Below are 13,950 nucleotides of genomic sequence, written 5' to 3'. Positions count from 1 at the left end.
AAAAAAACGAAAATACACTTTCCGGGCATCTTATTGATTTTTTAGTTATTGTAATATTCAAATAAAATACATTATACAAAAATGGAAAATATTTGAAGTTTAGCTTGATGACATTGGGATCGCTCCGGGAGGATGCTTTCCGCGGGCACGGTCTCAGCCTCCTCGAGAAAACCACTCTGCGGGGTCTTCGAACACGTGCTGTTCCCGCAGGAGTCACCTCCCTTCGCTCACCCTGACTGGTAAAGCTGTATTATAAGTTTTTTCTCGCTACGCTGCTATTAATTATCAGATAGCACTATATTATCAGCCGGAATACACGAAGACTCCTTGAAAATACAGACCAATTTTCTGCGTGCGATGTAAAGCTGCCGGAGCTTTCCTTGTCCTGCGGGAGGATAGGCATAGGTGAGATTCTAAAAATGCGTCAGCATGAAGAAGCTCACCAGCGGCCCTAAGATGCGTGAAGTGTATTTCCAGAGCGAGTAAAAGCATCAACCATCATATCTAGTTACGTCGCATTTTATAGCATAAACTGCCACTTTTATGATGGTTGATTTTCGCTGCGGGGAGTCGATTCCGCCTGTCATTCGATTCATTATGTAATCACCTTTACATTTTAATAATACTAGTTAAATAGACCAAGCAAAAAGCTATCGATGTTTTAACAAGATATTTTTCGGGAAAACTTTGAGGATATCGACAGGATGAATAGGTGATTAGGTGTTTGAATTATTTAGAAATAGCTTACAAGACTTTAAAGTGTCTTATAAAAAATATTTATCGTTTGAATTATTATATATGCTGCTAGCAAGCTTTATCTTTGTCCCAGTAATTTCCTATATGTTTAACCGGATGTTAACGATCATGGGGACGGGTTCACTCCTTAATACAGATATCTATAAAATTGGATTAAGCTATACAGGTGTATTAGGTATGCTTGTGATTAGTTTTTTTGCAGTAGTTGTTTTGTTTATTGAGTTTGGAGTCATCATCATTATGGCTCAGAAAAGATATTTTCATGAAAATATTCTAGTCTCAGAAGCGTTTGTTACCACATTGAGGCGATTACCGAAGTTGTTGGGATTTGGAATATTTCAGTTAATCTTCATTTTATTACTCGTGATTCCGTTTATCGATTCCTCAACATTGCCACAGTTCTTAGACTTTAATATACCAATTATCCTTACAAACATGCTTTACCAATCGTTTTGGTGGATTATTGTGTATGTGGCCGTATTTTTGTTGATGATGTTTATTCTGATCAGGTGGATCTTTACACTTCATGCTATCTTTTTAGAAGATAAATCCATATACAAAGCAATGAAACGGAGCTGGGAAATAACAAGATTTAATAAATTTAAACTTGTCCTTAACTTATTTCTGTTAAATTTGCTGATTTTTGTAATTGGTTTTCTGTTTATGAACTTAATTTCGTACACTGCAACGTTGATCGATACGAAAATTGTTGGTGATTTTATCGGGGATTATTTAGTTACTTTTTCCAGTTATATAGCGATTATTTCTTCTTATCTTTTAATACCAATTAACATAATCATTATTACGAGATTGTTTTACCGGTTTCAGAATCAGACTAATGAGGTAAGGGATGAATTAACATTACAGAAGAGTAAACGACTAAATGCGATGGAAAATTACATCAGTCGTATATTTACAAAACGAAAATACACCTTGTTAACCTTGATCTTGATCTATCTTACTACGATGTTTGCGATAAATTATACCGTAAATGATAATATAGTTTATTTGAAATGGGATGTTTCTGTTGCTAGTCATAGAGGGGACTTGAATCATGCACCAGAGAATTCGATGAGCAGTATCAGGTCTGCTATGGATAAGGGTGTGGATGCTATTGAAGTAGATGTTATGATGACAAAGGACGGTGTAATCGTTTTAAATCATGATTTTGATCTAGAACGAGCAGCAGGTGTATCAACCAGGATCAAAGATATGACTTATGAGGAAGTATCCAAAATAGATATTGGTCGGTTATATTCCGATGAATTTATTGGTGAAAAAATACCTACATTGGACGCGGTACTAGAAGAGATGAAACAAGAAGAGGCTCAACTCATTATTGATATAAAATCGACGGATTCGAATAGTGAACTTGCAGAAAAGGTAGTAGAAGTAGTCGAAAAGCATGACATGGCTGAACTTTCCTATGTTCAATCCTTTGATTATGAGTTACTGCAGGAAATAAGGAACCGGAATAGTATTATTAAGATTGGTCAAATTTTATTTCTATCTGCTGGTAATTTAGCAAGTTTAGATGTTGATTTTTACACGGTTCGCCAAACGATGCTTACAGAGCGATTTATAGAAAACGCACGTAAACAAAATCGGGAAGTATGGGTGTGGACAGTAAATGTGGAGCGGAATATGAAAGAGGTACTGAAATATGGGATCGATGGTATCATTACCGATTATCCAGAAAAAGCACAACATGTGTTAGAGCTAGATTTTAATAATGAATAAAGTTACTGTTACAGTCTTTTTTAACGTATAATGAAACTGAATAGGCTATTTCTTCTGAGAGAATCCTATATATAAGTCGAATCATATAAAAGTGAGGTTCATACATGCGTAACAGAAATTTTGAGGATTATAATTTAGGTGATGAGATTAAGAGAGCTCTGGATGTATTGAAATACGAAACACCTACAGAAGTTCAACGTGAAGTAATACCAAAAGTAATGGATAATCAGGATCTTGTCGTAAGGTCCCAAACAGGTAGTGGAAAGACGGCATCGTTTGGTATACCACTTGCGGAGCTGATGGAGTGGGAGGAAAAAGAACCACAAACGTTAATTCTCACACCAACCAGGGAGCTCGCAGTTCAAGTTCGCGAAGATATAACGAATATTGGGAGGTTTAAACGGATCAAAGCAACTGCCGTTTATGGCAAAGAACCGTTCGCCAAACAAAAAGAAGCGTTAAAGCAAAAGACACATGTTGTAGTTGGAACACCAGGTCGAGTGATGGATCATATTGAACGAGGGACTCTTGTTTTAGATAAAATAAAGTATTTTGTGATAGATGAAGCAGATGAAATGTTAAATATGGGCTTTATCGAAAAGGTAGAAGCAATCATAAACGAACTACCTTTAAACAGAGCAACAATGGTATTTTCTGCGACCATGCCCAAAGATGTTGAAAATCTATGTCATAAATACATGAAAGATCCTACACAAATTGAGATCGAGGCAACAGGAATAACAACCAACACAACAGAACACCGTTTAATCGAAGTAAAAGACTCAGCAAAGATTTCACTGCTCAAAGATATAACAGTTGTGGAAAACCCAGATAGCTGTATTGTTTTTTGCAGAACAAAAGAAAATGTCGATACCGTATTTGCTGAAATGGAAAAAGCTGATTATCCTTGTGAAAGACTTCATGGAGGATTAGAACAAGAAGATCGATTTGCTGTGATGGACGGGTTTAAAACGGGGAACTTTCGATACCTTATCGCAACCGATGTAGCTGCCAGAGGTATTGATATTGATAATGTGACACTTGTTGTTAACTATGATGTTCCATTGGAAAAAGAAAGTTACGTTCACCGAACTGGAAGAACTGGACGTGCAGGGAATAAAGGGAAAGCAATTACGTTTGCAACACCTCATGAAGGGAAATTCCTGAAGTCAATTGAAAGATACATTGGCTTTGAAATACCTGTAATGGACCCTCCGATGCCTCAAGAAGTAGCTAAAGGACAAGCTGCATTTACGGAGAAATTAAAAGGCCGGAGAATTGTTAGAAATAATAAAACAGAGCGAATTAACAAAGATATTACGAAACTTCATTTCACTGGTGGAAAGAAGAAAAAAATACGTGCTGTTGATTTTGTCGGAACAATTGCGAAAATCCCTGGCGTAACAGCAGATGATATTGGCATCATTACTATCCAGGATAATTTCTCCTATGTGGATATTCTTAATGGCAAAGGGTCGTTAGTGATTCAAGCCATGGAAGACACACCAATTAAAGGAAAGAAATTGAAAGTTAGTACAGCGAAAAAGTAATTTATTGAGTGTTAGCCTACTGTTAAATGGCATTTATTTAATGGTAGGTTTTTTGTCTGATTGGAGGCGTTACTGTGACGAAAATAGTTAAAATGGAAATTCCAAAAATTCCACCCAACTTACAAAGTGGGAATTTTCATGACATGTATCATGACGAAGATCCATATCTATCAAATTGTATGTTCACGAATAAAAGTGTAGATAATGAGGAGTTTGAAAGAGCCGTTTTGTCGAAAGTTGTTTTTAAAAATGTAACGTTCAACCATACTTCTTTTAGAAAAATTGATATTACGGATGTCGTTTTTGAAAACTGTGATCTATCCAATGCTAGTTTCAGTGAAGGAATTATACATAGGGTTAAGTTTAAGGAATGCAAGCTAATGGGTGTGGACTTTACAGAAGCTAATCTTGTACATGTATCTTTTGAAAAAAGCATCGCAAAATGGAGTAATTTTGCAGATGCACGTTTAAAACAAGTTGTGTTTCGTGAATCATCGTTACAAAGCGCTAACTATCCCGATTGTAAATTGATCAAGGTGAAGTTCTCTCAATGCGATATTAATGACATTGATTTTTCTCAAACCCTTTTAAACGGTATAGACATTAGTACATGTACCTTTGAACGAATCAATATATCATTAGAGAAATTGGAAGGTTGCGAAGTCTCACCTGATCAAGCAATTGGATTTGCCAGGCTATTGGGGTTGAAAATTAAAAAATAAATCCTTCATACATAATAGGAAAATAGTTAGGAAAACTATATAGAGATTTCATCGATAAAAAATGTGTGGAGGATATCCTATATGGTACATCAGAATCTGCATCAAACGTTACAACAAGCCAGTAAACAAATAACAGAGGCCGGCGACGCTGTTCGACGGGCGCAAGGTTCCAATTCTCAACTGCTTCAACAAGCACATCAACAGCTACAACAAGCCGAACAGGAATTACAACGAGCGCAAGACCAGGGTGGAACAACAGCAACCGAGAATGCTCAATTTCAGCAAGCATATGAAGAACTGCACGATTTACGTCAGCAAGTGCAGGAAGCACAGCAAAATAATAGCGATGTTTTGTAATAGGTACAATACATTTAAGTTATGAAGGGATGCCGATTGGCGTTCCTTTTAGGTATTTAGTGCAACTAAGACTTGGGGATGTTTCTAATGTAATAATGCTAGATATACAAAAATGATTGCAAATCCAAAACCGCCGATAGTAAAGCATCGAGTGGGAGAAATTCTTTTTAATGCTTCCCATAGAATTTCCTTAATCGCTACCATAAATATAATGTAAATGGCTATGTTGATCATGAATGCGAGTACTTGGGGGGAAGAGATTTTAACATATTGTCCGAGCCATGCACCAACAGCAATCGGCGTTGCTGTGATAGTGGTGAAGAGTATCCATGTAACCAGGCCGAATCCGGCTAAAAACAGTGGTGTGAAGATAATTATTCCCTCTGGTATGTTATGTAATACGAGAGTGATCAACATGGAGTTGCCCATTTCTGTGCCAATGGTTGAACCGAATGCTATACCAACCGGGAAGTTGTGTATCATAATACTAATGGTTAAAAGCAGCCCAGAACGTATAAACATATTTCTTTTGTTAGAATTGTTAATCGTGTTGATGCTACCTAAAAGTTGATGAACATACATAAAAAGTAACAAGCCTGTCCCTATTCCAAGCACGAAAACAACCCATCCACCTAGTTTAATACTATCTGGCATCATCTCTAGGAAAAGTAATCCCATGATTAGCCCTGCGCAAAGGGAATATATATACCCATACCCACGTTGAATTTTATTCAGGATCCAAGCAAGTCCACCCCCAACTCCAATTCCCAGAGCAGAAGCGAGCGAACCAATCATCCATGCTGCACTCATTTAATCGCTCCTAATAGCAGATTGTTTTATTGTATGTTGCTCAGGTTAGAAATATATACCGATAAGGAAAGTATTACTTGAGCGTTATGTATATTCATCTACAGAATCAGCCATGTCCAGGACAAGTGCCTAGATACTCGAGACATAAGCAATTCGACTCCGTGTGATAAGGGTATCCTAACTACGCGACCTGCTTATGCTTGTCGTGTCTTTCAAGGCGCTTGCGCTTAAGAAGTATAAAACCTTCCTACTGCATAAGCCAAGTCTTCTAATCAATGCCGATAGCAAACTTGGTTAATTCCACGGTTTTTGCAGTTGTTCCGCGTTTTGCCTGTTTGGACGTATTTTGCTCCAGATTCCAGTTCTTGAATAGTATATGCACACATGATAATATACACACATATAATTTGTTATACATAAAAGAACGATCATTTTAAGGTGTGAAAGGGAGGGAATCCTAATGGAAGAGTATAGTAATGATTTAGACGAAGAGACATTGTTTGTTGTATCACAAACGTTTAAAGCTTTAGGTGACCCAACGAGGATTAGAATTCTTCATTTACTTTTTCACAAGGAATATTCGGTGAATGGAATAGCAGATACATTAGAGCTTAGGCAATCAACTGTTTCACATCAATTACGATTTTTGAAAAATTTGCGTTTAGTAAAAAACAGAAGAGATGGTACTACTTTATATTATTCCCATGATGATGAACATGTCATGAATATGTTGAAACAAACGCTTGAGCATGCTAGTCATAGTTAAAAATATTGGAGGTATCTAAGTGGGACACGATCACGGACATGACCATACACATGGTGCTAATAAACAAGCATTAAAAATTAGCTTTTTCATCATTACGGGTTATATGATCATTGAAGCCATTGGTGGTTTTTTAACCAACAGTCTAGCGCTTCTTTCAGATGCAGGACATATGTTAAGCGATTCTATCTCACTGGGTGTTGGGTTGTTAGCCTTTACACTAGGTGAGAGGGTAGCTAATTATAGTAAAACATATGGCTATAAACGTTTTGAAATATTGGCTGCTGTTTTTAATGGGGTAACACTCGTATTGATTGCAATATATATTTTCTATGAAGCATATCACCGGTTTATGGACCCACCTGAAGTAGCTTCAACAGGAATGCTGATCGTAGCTACCATTGGGTTACTAGTTAATATTCTAGTAGCATGGCTGCTGTTACGAAATGGTGACACAGAAGAAAATCTAAATTTACGTGCAGCATTTCTGCATGTATTAGGTGACTTATTAGGATCTGTTGGAGCAATTATTGCTGCTTTGTTAATTATATTCCTAAACTGGGGTTGGGCCGATCCATTGGCAAGTGTTATTGTGGCTGTACTTGTATTAATAAGTGGATGGCGAGTTTCAAAGGATGCGATTCATGTGCTAATGGAAGGAACCCCAAAGAATATTGAATTAGATGATATTATCCATACAATGGAAAAGGTACCAGGGGTAATCAGCATACATGACTTACATGTTTGGAGTATCACGAGTGGCCAAAATGCCCTTTCCTGTCATGCAGTTGTCGATGGTGTTTTATCTATTCATGAATGTCAGGATTTATTACGAAAAATTGAACATGATTTGGAACATAAAGGTATTGAACACGTAACGATTCAAATGGAAAATAAAGATCACCCACATGGTGATTCGTTGATGTGTCAGAACGAAGCTGACTCCACATCACACAAGCATAATCATTAATAGAAAAGGTGCCATTCTCATGAGAATGGCACCTTTTTATTAGTTACTTTTCTGCGATTTGATCAATAGCATGAGTACAGTTATAAACGTAAAGCCGATCAAAGCTAGGAATGGAATGGTTATAAACCCAAACCAATTAATATACTCAGCACTGCACGGAACACCATCTGCACATGGCTTGATTTTTGCAAAACCTGGGACTTTCTGCTCCAAATAATGAAACAGGGATATAAACCAACCGATGATGGTAATTGGAAGAATATATTTTTTTGTAGCTACATCATTTTTAAACGTAGCAATTCCAATAATTAATGCAAGTGGATACATTAGAATCCGTTGATACCAGCAAAGTTCACAAGGAATAAATTCTTTAATTTCACTAAAATAAAGACTTCCAAGTGTTGCAATAATCGCAACTAACCATGCCAGGTATAGGTAAATTTGGTTTTTGTTCATTTTTAATTACCTTCTAGTGCTTCTTCAATTGCATTTTTAATGGCATCATAATCAAATGGATCTTCAATCATCGTTTCATTTACCATAATGGTTGGAGTTAATTCTACACCGAAATCTGTTACTAACTGTGAATCTTTATTTACTTCATCCATTTCTGATTCGTTCTCTAGTGCTATTTTTAAGGATTCCGTATCAATTCCCGATACACTATTTGCTACTTCGAGAATCTTTTCCGTTGTAACCCATTCACCATTGTGATCACTTGGCTGTTCAGCGTAAAGTGCCTTTTGGAAATTCCAATATGCATCCGGATTTTGCTTATATACAGACTCTGCTGCCAATGAAGCTAATGTTGATTCTTCTCCATGAAACAGAACATTTATATAGGAGAATGTTACTTTTCCTGTATCGACAAAATCATTTACTAATTGTGGATAGAAGTTATCACTCCATGCTTTACAAGATGGACATTTAAAATCCCCAAATTCAACCACCTGCACAGGTGCGTCAGAATCTCCTAACGTAGGTTGTCCCTCAATTGAAGGCTGATCATCAAACGTTTCACCGTCACTCGAACCAGAATTGTTGTTGCTTATTAAGACTAAAGCAACTATTAGACCGATAATAATTAACGTAATAATGACGGCAATTTTAATTGGTGCGTTGTTGCCTTTCATATAAACACCTCTCATTTATCATATGTAAGATTAATAGTAACATCAAAACCCTTGATAGTTTAGCGAATCAGCTATTGTTCAAATAAAATTCATAAAATAGGCAGAAGTTGTATGACTGAGTAGCTATGGGATTTAGGATTGATCTAATTGCTGTGCTGTTGATCAAATTTCATAGCTCTCGATCGATTATCCGCTCTCTCGAACGAAAAATTAAGCTGTTGATCGACTTCCTACCCTGTCGATCGAAAATCACCTGTTCATGATCGATTATGTCTGTTGTTTGATCGATTTCTCTAGCTGTTGATCAAATTTCATTGCTGTCGATCGATTTTCCGCCCTCTCGATCGAAAAATTAAGCTGTTGATCGATTTCCTGCTCTGTCGATCGAAAATCACCTGTTCATGATCGATTATGTCTGTTGTTTGATCGATTTCTCTAGCTGTTGATCAAATTTCATTGCTGTCGATCGATTATCCGCCCTCTCGATCGAAAAATTAAGCTGTTGATCGACTTCCTACCCTGTCGATCGAAAATCACCTGTTCATGATCGATTATGTCTGTTGTTTGATCGATTTCTCTAGCTGTTGATCGAATTTCATTGCTGTCGATCGATTATCCGCTCTCTTGATCGAAAATTGTAGCTGTTGATCGAATTCCTGCCCTGTCGATCGAAAATCACCTGTTCATGATCGATTATGTCTGTTGTTTGATCGATTTTACTAGCTGTCGATCAAATTTCATTGCTGTCGATCGATTATCCGCCCTCTCGATCGATTTACAGAATTCATCACCCTAAAATAACATACATCACAACTGCCAGATAAAAACTAGCAACAGCTATCAAGAAGGTAGTATATAGGTGAAGGTGTTTCGCGTGTGATCGCGTTTGATAACCACCATAACCATAACTGTTAAGAAAAATCCAGTGAATGACATGTACATGAGTTTATTGCTGGTGTCCAACCAGATGCTGCCGCCTGAATAGAAAACGTCTGCTATAGCTATTACTAGAATGTTAAACAGATTGCTACCCAAAATAGCACCAATTGCCAGGTTAATATTAGCTAATTTTAATGCTGTAAATACACTCATTGCATCTGGGATCGAGGATGATAATGCAACCAAAATGCTTCCAATAGCTGTAGCACTGATACCCGTATTTTTTGCCATTGCATCACCTGAGAGCGCTAATGCACTGCCAGAGATAAATATAATGCTGCTGAATAAGATAAATTTCACCGTTATTTGTTTAAAATTAGTAGAAGGAGCATCATCTTTTGCCACCCTACTGTTCAACTTGTTAGACATCAATTGCATACCGATTACGTAAATAATTGCAATAGCTAAACTCGTAAGGCTAATGTTTAAAATGGTAACCGAATAATCAAGCGCAAGACCTATTGCGGTTATCATACAAAGTAGGAGAGCAATAATTCCTGTAGTGATATGATGGTCAGATACACGAAGAAACAGACATGTACTCCTAAAATATATCCAGGACAAACAATACAAAAAAGTTGAATAAAATACTGCCTAGACCATTTCCGACAGCTATTCCTGCATTGTGAATCATACTAGTAGAAATAGTAACAGTTAGCTCTGGTAATGATGTTGCAACAGGGATAATCGTTCCTGTCAAAAGTCCACCCATTTTTGTTTCCTTACTAATAGTGTCTGCATAAGTAGATAATTGAATAGTGGAAAGCGCAGATATAACAGCTGATAAAATAAATATAATGATAGAGGTAAAAGCGGTAATGAGTTATTCCCCCATAAATTTTTGTTTAGCAGATAAGAAAGTTTAAAACTTTCCTATTTGCATAAGCGCAACTAGGCCATTCGCCATAAAGGCTTGCACTCCAAAGCATAAGGGCTTCTAAGAAAGCATAGTACGCTTACTAAGAATCCCTTTAACGATATGCCAAGTTTTCTAATATACATATGTCTCTTTAAAATAGACCGTTAAACATAAACGGTAGTATTCGACAAAACTAAACAATAATTTAACTATTCTATAAAATTATAATATTCAAAAAATAACTTGACACATTTATGCTTGTTCATTAGAATAGAACATAATAAGGGGGCGTAGATGTGAGTGTGACCTCGACTGAAACACGATTGTTAAAAAAGAATGTTGCACAGGCCTACAATAAGATCAACCAGGAAATTTATGCTACTGGTGTGATAAGTCAACGGATCAATGTATCTTGTGATCGACTCATTATTTTTGCACAGCACAAACGAGTCCCGGCTTTTACGGCTTTGAGTAAAAATTTTAAAGAACTTACTACCTATGCCGATGCGGCACTCATTGCCGAATTTAAGTCTAAACTAAAAAAGGAAATTGAAGATGTAACGGGTTTACCTGTTATTAGTGTCCTTAAAGATTATGATACGGAGACAGAGCATGCTTGTTGTGTGATCATATTTGAGGAAAAGAATTTCTAAGGTCTTTATAATTGGAGCATTAACGCAAGTTCGTTTTTGTTCTAGTTTGTTATAGAAGCGGGTACATACAACCTTTGTTTTACGAAGGTTTCTTGAACCGCAGAATTAGAATGTTTCCTTCTAAGGGGGGACTATTCTAATTCTGCGGTTTTTACTTTGAAGGGCATGTTTTACTTATTTTTAAAATAAGTTAGTTATAAAAGTGGAAAAGCACTATTTTAATTTTATCTTGAGTTCTATCACAGAAGGGAGGATCCCATATTTTCTTCCAATGTGTATTAGTTTAATTACAGAAAGTTACAGGAGGTGTGATAACCAGAATGAAGTGTAATTCATAATTACTAAGGAGGAAGGTATTTTGAATAAAACTGCTGTACATTATCCTTGGTTTAAAAGAGAAGATACGGATGCTTTTTTTGCACTATTTCAAAACAACTTGGCAAACTTTGTGATTATATCAGTTACGATGTTAGGTATGGGATTTCCGGCAGAAATTGTATTTGGCCGAGTAATTCCTGGAGCTGCGGTTGCTGTATTAGCTGGTAATCTGTATTACGCGCATATGGCTAAAAAACTAGCTGTTAGAGAACAGCGTACAGATGTTACTGCTTTATCATACGGGATCAGCACGCCACCGATGTTTGTATTCTTATTCGGAGTAATGGCTCCAGCACTCGCACTTACAGATAGCCATGAATTGGCGTGGAAAATTGCTGTTGGTGCCTGTTTTATTAGTGGTATTGTTGAGGTGTCAATGGGATTCGTTGGCAGATGGATACACAAAAATGTTCCGAGAGCAGCTATGCTTGGTGCGTTAGCAGGTTTAGCGCTTACTTTTATTGCTGGTGAAATGATGTTCAATACGTTGAAAGTTCCGGTTATTGGACTTGTCGTACTTGCAATTGTCATTGTCGGGGTCATTGGTAAAGTTGCTATGCCATTTAAAATTCCATCAACGTTATTTGCAGTCGTAATTGGAACGTTATTGGCCTACATTTTAGGATATGCTAAATTGGACGGGATTACCGAGGGGCTTTCTCAATTCGGATTTTATCCATTTATTCCGACATTAGCTACTATCGATGGGATTCAACTTCTATTTGGTGCTGCAGCAACTATCTTTGCTGTTGTGCTTCCGATTACCATTTATAATGCGATTGAAACAATGAACAATGTGGAGTCTGTAAGTGCACTTGGGGATAAGTATGATATGAAGGAAAGCATGATAACAGATGGTCTTGGTACTATGGTCGGACCGTTATTCGGTGGGGCATTTCCAACTACAGTATACATGGCATCGGCTGGTTCTAAATGGATGGGTGCTGGAAGAGGGTATAGCATTTTAAACGGGGTTGTTTATATGTTTGCTGCTTTGTTCGGACTTGTTGCCGTTATTTCTTCCATTATTCCTATTTCTGCGATTGCGCCGATTATGGTATTCATCGGTATTTCCATGATTGCTACAGCCTATCAGACGTCCCATTCTAAATATTTCCCAGCAATTGCGATTGCGATGATTCCGTATTTCTCTAACTACATTTCTACTAGGTTTAACAATGGTGCAGAGGAATTGGTGACAGGTATTTCACCAGGAATCGTTCCATTAGGTCAGGGGGCTCTTATCACTGCCATTATTTTAGGAGCGATAGTAGTGTGTATTATTGATGTGGATTACAAACGGGCATCGATATTCGCCTTTGTTGGTATGATCTTGTCGTACTTTGGTATTATTCACGCACCAGCATTAGCATTTAATGCATCTCCACAATATGCAATTGGCTATTTAATAATCGGGTTATACTTCTTCATCATATTAAATACAGCGAAATTGCCAAAGGAGAAACAATTGGATAAACAGGATGATCTAATTGATCGAAAAGCAGAATAATTTACTTTAGGCTGTTTTCGTAAAGCGACGTAATATACCGCTCTGGAAATACACTTCCGCGGGCGGCTGGTGAGCTTCTTCATGCTGGCGCATTTTAGAATCTCACCTATGCCTTTCCTCCCGCAGGACAAGGAAAGCTCCGGCAGCATTACATCGCACGCAGGAAATTGATCTGTATTTTCAAGGAGTCCTCGTGTATTTCCGCGGCTAGGATGTGTCTATGGCCAGTGATTGGAAATAAGGAGGCTGTATAATCTAGTGCAGCCTTTCTTATCTACATAAGTGCAACTAAGACTTGGGGCTAAGCCAAGTTTTCCAATAGGGGGGCAACAAATAATTAGTTAAGTATAAATTTTCTGAAAAAATCTTGACATTTGTAAATAGATTCCATATTATAATAGGTAATAGATTACTTATGCGTAATGAAAATTTTATAGCTTCTTTAACGCTCCGGATCATGAACGCAGGTTCGTTTTTGGTCTAGGCTTGTTGTTGAGGCGGTTACATTAAATCTTTGTTTAACGAGGATTAGTTGAACCGCAGATTTAGAATAGTTCCCATGAGAAATTGGGGATATTCTAAATCTGCGGTTTTTTTGGCATAAGGGCTTCTAAGAAAGCATAGTACGCTTACTAAGAATCCCTTTAACGATAAGCCAAGTTTTCTAGTATAGGAGGTGTTTCAAAACTATTATTTCTAGTCAAGAAAGGACATGATCTAGAGCGTTGTCGCATATATTCATTATTGGAGAGATTTATGGAGAATGACATGAAAGCTATACAGACTAACTAAAATCTAACTCTATTAATT

Annotated in this window: 13 protein-coding genes; 8 read left to right on the top strand and 5 right to left on the bottom strand. The window is 37.1% G+C overall.

Annotation, left to right across the window (positions count from 1 at the left end):
- The first annotated feature begins 720 nt into the window (after positions 1 to 720).
- From ACFQ3N_RS18040 to ACFQ3N_RS18025, 4 genes are all read left to right on the top strand, one after another.
- The gene (locus tag ACFQ3N_RS18040; RefSeq protein WP_390364196.1) at positions 721 to 2,496 is read left to right on the top strand and encodes a glycerophosphoryl diester phosphodiesterase membrane domain-containing protein; all 1,776 of its coding nucleotides are present in this window, start codon (positions 721 to 723) and stop codon (positions 2,494 to 2,496) included.
- 104 nt (positions 2,497 to 2,600) lie between these two features.
- Positions 2,601 to 4,046 carry a DEAD/DEAH box helicase gene (locus ACFQ3N_RS18035; RefSeq protein ID WP_390364194.1) on the top strand — a complete coding sequence of 482 codons (1,446 nt, stop codon included), beginning with the start codon at positions 2,601 to 2,603 and terminating at the stop codon, positions 4,044 to 4,046.
- Between the two features lie 74 nt (positions 4,047 to 4,120).
- Positions 4,121 to 4,768, top strand: a complete 648-nt coding sequence (locus ACFQ3N_RS18030; protein ID WP_390364192.1) for a pentapeptide repeat-containing protein — start codon at positions 4,121 to 4,123, stop codon at positions 4,766 to 4,768.
- Between the two features lie 81 nt (positions 4,769 to 4,849).
- Positions 4,850 to 5,125, top strand: coding sequence for a hypothetical protein (locus ACFQ3N_RS18025; RefSeq protein WP_390364190.1), 276 nt, complete (start codon positions 4,850 to 4,852; stop codon positions 5,123 to 5,125).
- An 84-nt stretch (positions 5,126 to 5,209) separates the two neighbouring features.
- Here the strand turns inward: ACFQ3N_RS18025 and ACFQ3N_RS18020 are convergent, their stop codons facing one another.
- The gene (locus ACFQ3N_RS18020) at positions 5,210 to 5,935 is read right to left on the bottom strand and encodes a ZIP family metal transporter (protein WP_390364188.1); all 726 of its coding nucleotides are present in this window, start codon (positions 5,933 to 5,935) and stop codon (positions 5,210 to 5,212) included.
- Positions 5,936 to 6,395: 460 nt separating this feature from the next.
- Here ACFQ3N_RS18020 and ACFQ3N_RS18015 point away from each other — a divergent pair, with 460 nt between their 5' ends.
- A complete protein-coding gene (locus ACFQ3N_RS18015; RefSeq protein WP_390364186.1) occupies positions 6,396 to 6,701 on the top strand; it encodes an ArsR/SmtB family transcription factor in 306 nt (101 codons plus the stop codon).
- Positions 6,702 to 6,720: 19 nt separating this feature from the next.
- Positions 6,721 to 7,668 carry a cation diffusion facilitator family transporter gene (locus ACFQ3N_RS18010; protein WP_390364184.1) on the top strand — a complete coding sequence of 316 codons (948 nt, stop codon included), beginning with the start codon at positions 6,721 to 6,723 and terminating at the stop codon, positions 7,666 to 7,668.
- A 39-nt stretch (positions 7,669 to 7,707) separates the two neighbouring features.
- Here the strand turns inward: ACFQ3N_RS18010 and ACFQ3N_RS18005 are convergent, their stop codons facing one another.
- The 4 genes from ACFQ3N_RS18005 to ACFQ3N_RS17990 all read right to left on the bottom strand — a co-directional run bounded on the left by ACFQ3N_RS18005 (position 7,708) and on the right by ACFQ3N_RS17990 (position 10,536).
- Positions 7,708 to 8,124 (bottom strand): disulfide oxidoreductase, encoded by a 417-nt coding sequence (locus ACFQ3N_RS18005; protein ID WP_390364183.1) that lies wholly within the window; start codon positions 8,122 to 8,124, stop codon positions 7,708 to 7,710.
- A gap of 2 nt (positions 8,125 to 8,126) precedes the next feature.
- On the bottom strand, positions 8,127 to 8,801 hold the full coding sequence (locus tag ACFQ3N_RS18000) for a DsbA family protein (protein WP_390364182.1): 675 nt from the start codon (positions 8,799 to 8,801) through the stop codon (positions 8,127 to 8,129).
- An 840-nt stretch (positions 8,802 to 9,641) separates the two neighbouring features.
- Positions 9,642 to 10,214 (bottom strand): hypothetical protein, encoded by a 573-nt coding sequence (locus tag ACFQ3N_RS17995; RefSeq protein WP_390364181.1) that lies wholly within the window; start codon positions 10,212 to 10,214, stop codon positions 9,642 to 9,644.
- A gap of 70 nt (positions 10,215 to 10,284) precedes the next feature.
- Positions 10,285 to 10,536 carry a hypothetical protein gene (locus tag ACFQ3N_RS17990; protein ID WP_390364208.1) on the bottom strand — a complete coding sequence of 84 codons (252 nt, stop codon included), beginning with the start codon at positions 10,534 to 10,536 and terminating at the stop codon, positions 10,285 to 10,287.
- A 359-nt stretch (positions 10,537 to 10,895) separates the two neighbouring features.
- Between ACFQ3N_RS17990 and ACFQ3N_RS17985 the strand changes: the two genes are divergently transcribed.
- Positions 10,896 to 11,252 (top strand): Na-translocating system protein MpsC family protein, encoded by a 357-nt coding sequence (locus ACFQ3N_RS17985; protein ID WP_390364180.1) that lies wholly within the window; start codon positions 10,896 to 10,898, stop codon positions 11,250 to 11,252.
- Between the two features lie 358 nt (positions 11,253 to 11,610).
- Positions 11,611 to 13,140 (top strand): NCS2 family permease, encoded by a 1,530-nt coding sequence (locus ACFQ3N_RS17980; protein ID WP_390364179.1) that lies wholly within the window; start codon positions 11,611 to 11,613, stop codon positions 13,138 to 13,140.
- Positions 13,141 to 13,950 lie beyond the last annotated feature (810 nt).

Origin of the sequence: Virgibacillus byunsanensis, from assembly GCF_042675965.1 — a bacterium.
GTDB classification, from domain to species: Bacteria; Bacillota; Bacilli; order Bacillales; family Amphibacillaceae; genus Virgibacillus_R; species Virgibacillus_R byunsanensis.
The sequence above is the reverse complement of the archived record's forward strand: the minus strand, read 5'-3'. Positions and strand labels throughout refer to the sequence as shown.

Excerpts from the sequence above, each read along its gene's own strand:
- ACFQ3N_RS18020 (WP_390364188.1), bottom strand. The coding sequence starts at position 5,935 with ATGAGTGCAGCATGGATGATTGGTTCGCTCGCTTCTGCTCTGGGAATT.
- ACFQ3N_RS18035 (WP_390364194.1), top strand. The coding sequence starts at position 2,601 with ATGCGTAACAGAAATTTTGAGGATTATAATTTAGGTGATGAGATTAAG.
- ACFQ3N_RS18025 (WP_390364190.1), top strand. The coding sequence starts at position 4,850 with ATGGTACATCAGAATCTGCATCAAACGTTACAACAAGCCAGTAAACAA.
- ACFQ3N_RS18005 (WP_390364183.1), bottom strand. The coding sequence starts at position 8,124 with ATGAACAAAAACCAAATTTACCTATACCTGGCATGGTTAGTTGCGATT.
- ACFQ3N_RS17995 (WP_390364181.1), bottom strand. The coding sequence starts at position 10,214 with ATGATAACCGCAATAGGTCTTGCGCTTGATTATTCGGTTACCATTTTA.
- ACFQ3N_RS18000 (WP_390364182.1), bottom strand. The coding sequence starts at position 8,801 with ATGAAAGGCAACAACGCACCAATTAAAATTGCCGTCATTATTACGTTA.
- ACFQ3N_RS18015 (WP_390364186.1), top strand. The coding sequence starts at position 6,396 with ATGGAAGAGTATAGTAATGATTTAGACGAAGAGACATTGTTTGTTGTA.